The following is a 5,131-nucleotide window of genomic DNA, read 5'->3' on the forward strand; positions in this document are numbered from 1 at the left end:
GTTTTTGGTGAAGCTTTTTCCAAAAAGCTTCAGAAGACGCCGCCCTTTTGAAACAAGGCAGCACCCCAAAACTTTTCTTTTTTATCAATGTGTTGTTTTCAAACACTCACTCAGGCTGTTTGGCGGTTCCGTCTTTCCAAACTGCCCTCATGACCGCGACCTGTTACGGCCATGAAGGACGCAGGCCACACTATTCGCCACTAATTCACCATTGGCGCGTGCATTGCGTTGCGGGCAATAAAAAACGGGGCCCGGATGACCCGGACCCCGTTTTCGTGCGTCATGCACGCATGGCGCGCCGACCGTCAGGCCGACGCACCCGCGACATTACTGCGCAGCGGCAGGAGCTTCGGCCTCGGCGGCCTTCTTCTTGCCGTGATGCTTGCCACCATGGTGATGGCCATGATGCGTGGCCTTCTTTTCGCCAGTGGCGGCTGCGTCACCCGCGGCGTCAGGCGCATGTTCCGGTGCGGAAACGGCCGGGGCGGTGGGTTCGGCGGGCGTGGTCTGCGCCATCAGGGGGGAAGCAACCCCCATCACGGCAACTGCGGACAGGGCGGCCAGGAAACGACGGGTCGAAACGATCATGAACTCTTATCTCCAACACTCGGGATAAAATCCCAATGCCTCCGCCGGACCGGCAACGACACCAGCCCGATTCGACACACTAACGGTGTAACACGCGTCAGCAGTTCAAGTCTCGGATTAAAAAAATTAAATCTTCCGACCAAGCCTCATAACTGCCGCATTCCCACCGCAATCACAACCGTTAAAACATTACGAATGATTGCGGGGGGACTGGCGGACAGGGGGTGGTATCAGTCCACCGTGCCTGAACGCTCACGCTTCTTGCGCTCATGCGGGTCGAGGTAACGCTTGCGGATACGCACGGCCGAGGGCGTAACCTCCACCAGTTCGTCATCCTCGATATACGCGATGGCCTGTTCCAGGTTCATCTTGCGCGGCGGAATCAGCAGCAGGGCCTCGTCCTTGCCTGCGGCACGGATGTTGGTCAGCTTCTTTTCACGGATCGGGTTCACCTCAAGGTCATTCTCACGCGAATGCTCCCCGATGATCATGCCGACATAGACCTTTTCACCCGCATCGACGAACAGCGTGCCGCGATCCTGGAGCGAGAACAGCGAATACTGTGTCGTGGCCCCGTCCTCGGACGAGATCAGCGAACCGTTACGCCGCCCCGCAATCGGCCCGACATAGGGCTGATAGCCGGAGAACAGGCGGTTCATGATGCCTGAACCACGCGTATCGGTCAGGAATTCACCGTGATAGCCAATCAGCCCGCGTGACGGGATCTGGAACGTCAGGCGCACCTTGCCGCCGCCCGACGGCTGCATGTCCTGCATCAGCCCCTTGCGCAGCGCCATCTTTTCGACCACGACGCCGGAATACGGCTCGTCCACGTCGATCAGGACTTCTTCGAACGGCTCTTCACGCTCGCCGGTTTCCTCGTTCGTGCGGAACAGCACGCGGGGACGGCCGATCGTCAGCTCGAAGCCTTCGCGGCGCATCTGCTCGATCAGGACGCCAAGCTGCAGTTCGCCACGGCCCGCAACCTCGAAGGCCTCGCTCTCGGGGCTTTCGGATACGCGGATGGCAATGTTGCCTTCGGTTTCCTTGAACAGGCGGTCACGGATCTGGCGTGATGTGACCTTCTTGCCTTCGCGACCGCCAAGCGGGCCGTCATTGAGGCGGAAGGTCATCGACAGCGTCGGCGGGTCAACCGGGGTGGAGGCCAGCGGTTCCTTCACCTCAAGGGCTGCGATGGTTTCGGGAATCGTCGCTTCCGACAGGCCGGCCACGGCCACGATGTCACCAGCCTCGACTTCCTCCACCGGCACGCGGTCCAGCCCACGGAACGACAGCAGCTTTGTCAGGCGACCGGTTTCCACGACCGAACCATCGGGGCGCAGGACATGCACCGGCATGTTCATCTTTGCAGAGCCCTGCTCCACCCGGCCTGTCAGCACGCGGCCAAGGAAGTTGTCGTTTTCCAGGATGGTGGCGACCATCGCGAACGGCGCGTCCTTGTTCACCTTCGGCGCCGGGACATGGCGCAGGATCAGGTCGAACAGCGGGGAAAGGTCCTTGCGCGGGCCGTCGATTTCCAGATCGGCCCAGCCCTGACGGCCAGAGGCATAGAGCATCGGGAAATCAAGCTGCTCGTCATTCGCGCCAAGGGCGGCGAACAGGTCGAAAATCTCGTTATGCACTTCGTCGGGACGGGCATCGCCGCGGTCGATCTTGTTGACCACCACGATCGGACGCAGGCCACGGGCCAGCGCCTTGCCCACGACGAACTTCGTCTGCGGCAGTGCGCCTTCGGCGGAATCGACCAGCACGACCGCGCCGTCCACCATGCTCAGGATGCGTTCCACCTCACCACCGAAATCCGCATGGCCCGGGGTGTCGATGATGTTGATGCGTGTGTCCTTCCACACGACGGACGTGCATTTCGCCAGGATGGTGATGCCGCGCTCACGCTCCAGGTCATTGCTGTCCATCGCGCGTTCGGCGACGTGCTGGTTGTCACGGAACGAGCCGGACTGTTTCAGAAGCTGGTCAACCAGCGTGGTCTTGCCATGATCGACGTGCGCGATGATGGCGATATTACGGATATCCATAACGGTTGTAACCTGACTTTCCTTGCGGGGGCGCCAAAGAGGGCGCGCCGCCCGTGCGGGCAGTTCAGGCCCGAGCGACATGGCGGCATTGTTTGGTGCTGTGGCGTAGATAGAGGGGACTGGCGCGGATTGCACGTGAAACTTCACGTCATCCGCGCATGTCGGTGATGAATTCTGTCCTGCGCGCGATCAGAACCCCATATCCTGACGCATATTGATCAGCGGACGCGCGCCATAGTGGGAGATCACTTCGGACGCCGCGACACTGCCAAGGCGACCGCATTCGGACAGTTGCCGCCCCGACGTCCATCCCGCCAGAAAGCCCGCGGCATAGGCATCGCCCGCCCCGGTGGTATCCACGACCTGCGTGCGCACGCTGTCGATGGTGATCTGCTGCTTGTCCTGCACGATCACGCTGCCTTTCTCGCTGCGGGTCAGGACGGCGAAATGCGTATCAGCCGCGACATGGCGCAGGGCATCATCGAATTCCGTGACCTGATAAAGCGAGAGGATCTCCACCTCATTGGCGAACAGGATATCGACATGCCCACGCACGAGGTCAAGGAACGCGTCGCGGTGGCGGTCCACACAGAACGCATCCGACAGCGACAGCGCAACCCGGCGGCCCGCCGCGTGGGCGATTTCGGCCGCACGGCGGAATGCGGCCTGTGCCTCCGGCCGGTCAAACAGGTAGCCTTCCATATAAGTCACCTTGGAGGAGGCCACCACATCGGGCAGCACGTCGTCGGGGCCGAACGACACGCAGGCGCCAAGATAGGTGTTCATCGTGCGCTGTCCGTCAGGGGTGACAAGGATCAGGCAGCTTGCGGTTGGCTGCTGCTCCGCCTCATGCCCCTTGAGCGGGGAAGACGGAAAATACACGCCCGCCGCCTGCATATCGGCGGCAAAGGCCCGGCCCGTCGCATCGTCCGCGACCTTGCCCAGATAGGCGACGCGCGCGCCCATGTTCGACGCCACGACGCAGGTATTGGCGGCCGACCCGCCGCCCATTTCCTTTTCACGGCGGATCGCGCGGCCAAGTTCCTGCGCACGCACGGCATCAACCAGCATCATGCCGCCGGGCGTCATGTCATTGGCGGCCAGGAAGGAAGGTTCCACGGGGGCGAGGATATCGACAATCGCATTGCCGATCCCAAGGATGTCAAACCTGCATTCAGAGGCCTGCCCCGAATTTTCCGTGTTCTTTTCCACCTGTCCGTCCCCTCTTTAGCGCATTGCATGGCGTCATCGTGCGCACATCGCCATGAAATGACCAATATTGCGTATGACTAAGTTGCGCATTCGCTATCACCGGGGCAGGAAAACCGCAATGGCGGCATGCTTTTCACCATTGCCGCGCGACGTATGCCCTTGTCGCAGGGACATGCACGCGTATAACCAAAACAAGAGCAGGAACCTGCCCGAGCGAAGAGTGATCCAGACTATTCCCAGCACCGGATACAGCCAGATGAAGCGGGGTAATATTGTTCAGACGTCGTAAGCCAGAAGAGGCCAAGCCGCCCGCGCAGCCTCAGGCAGCCACTCCGCAAGCCGCGCGCCCAGCGCCTTCTTCCACACCAGCCAACAAGGAAAACGCGCCGATGGCCCGTCCGCCCTTCAACCAGACCCCCAATGCCACGCCCGCCAGCGCCACACGTCCGGGCATGCCCGCGACCGGTGCGAAAAAGGACAATGACCGCCGCACGCTGGTCGTTGGCCGTGGCATCAGCGTCCAGGGCACCATCAAGGACGCCGAACGCCTGGTCGTGGAAGGCATGGTCGAGTCTTCCATGATCAACGCCACCGAACTGCAGATCGCGGATGGCGGCGTGTTCAAGGGCGAGGTCGAGGTCGAGGACGCGGAACTTGCAGGGACCATCGACGGTACGCTGACGGTACGTGGCGGGCTGACGATCCGGTCCACCGGACGCCTGCTCGGCACGGCAAAATGCCGCCGCCTGAAGGTTGAAGATGGTGGCCAGGTTTCGGGACAGTTGGAAATGATCACCGCGCCCGCGGCCCCTGCCGCCCCCGCACCGGCCCCCGCCGCCCCGGTGGAAAAGCCGCCGACCCCCTGATCGACAAGACAGGGCTGCTCCCCCGACCATGATGCCCGCTGGCCCGTGCGCCGCACATCACGGGTGTCACGGCCGGGTGGGGCGATGCCCCATGCAGGGGCATGATACAGAAATGTCCCATGAAAAAAGCCGCCGGGAACATGATGTTCCGGCGGCTTTTTCATGCCGTGTCCCACTTCCACAGGATGTGGCCACATGGGAACGGTCTGGAACGACAGGCCCGATCCTATCGGGTGGCAGGATTTATGGTGAAGCCCGCGACCAGAATCTTCTTGTGAACAGCATGTCCGGGCAAAGCTTTTGAAAAAAGCCTTCCCAAAAAACATGTGTTGCTTCAGGCGGCACGCTTTAATGCGCCAAGAGACTATTTGAAAAGTCAGGCTTGATAACATCCTGAAATTATAAAGGTTT

The 5,131-nt window shown here is 61.3% G+C and carries 4 protein-coding genes; 1 reads left to right on the forward strand and 3 read right to left on the reverse strand.

From position 1 onward, the window contains the following. Positions 1-327 precede the first annotated feature (327 nt). From B7G66_RS08095 to B7G66_RS08105, 3 genes are all read right to left on the reverse strand, one after another. A complete protein-coding gene (locus tag B7G66_RS08095) occupies positions 328-588 on the reverse strand; it encodes a hypothetical protein (protein WP_003621995.1) in 261 nt (86 codons plus the stop codon). Positions 589-818: 230 nt separating this feature from the next. Continuing rightward, entirely contained in the window at positions 819-2,642 is a 1,824-nt protein-coding gene (typA, locus tag B7G66_RS08100) for a translational GTPase TypA (RefSeq protein WP_003621994.1), read from the reverse strand. 189 nt (positions 2,643-2,831) lie between these two features. Beyond that, the gene (locus B7G66_RS08105) at positions 2,832-3,854 is read right to left on the reverse strand and encodes an adenosine kinase (protein WP_003621993.1); all 1,023 of its coding nucleotides are present in this window, start codon (positions 3,852-3,854) and stop codon (positions 2,832-2,834) included. Between the two features lie 389 nt (positions 3,855-4,243). Here B7G66_RS08105 and B7G66_RS08110 point away from each other — a divergent pair, with 389 nt between their 5' ends. Continuing rightward, positions 4,244-4,720: a bactofilin family protein gene (locus tag B7G66_RS08110; RefSeq protein ID WP_003621992.1), complete on the forward strand. Its 477-nt coding sequence runs from the start codon at positions 4,244-4,246 to the stop codon at positions 4,718-4,720. Positions 4,721-5,131: the final 411 nt, after the last annotated feature.

The sequence above is a fragment of the Novacetimonas hansenii JCM 7643 genome (genome assembly GCF_000964405.1).
In the GTDB taxonomy this organism is placed as follows: Bacteria; Pseudomonadota; Alphaproteobacteria; order Acetobacterales; family Acetobacteraceae; genus Novacetimonas; species Novacetimonas hansenii.

Bases quoted from the DNA above. Each gene is read 5' to 3' on its own strand.
- B7G66_RS08110 (WP_003621992.1), top strand. From the start codon at position 4,244: ATGGCCCGTCCGCCCTTCAACCAGACCCCCAATGCCACGCCCGCCAGC.
- typA (WP_003621994.1), bottom strand. From the start codon at position 2,642: ATGGATATCCGTAATATCGCCATCATCGCGCACGTCGATCATGGCAAG.
- B7G66_RS08095 (WP_003621995.1), bottom strand. From the start codon at position 588: ATGATCGTTTCGACCCGTCGTTTCCTGGCCGCCCTGTCCGCAGTTGCC.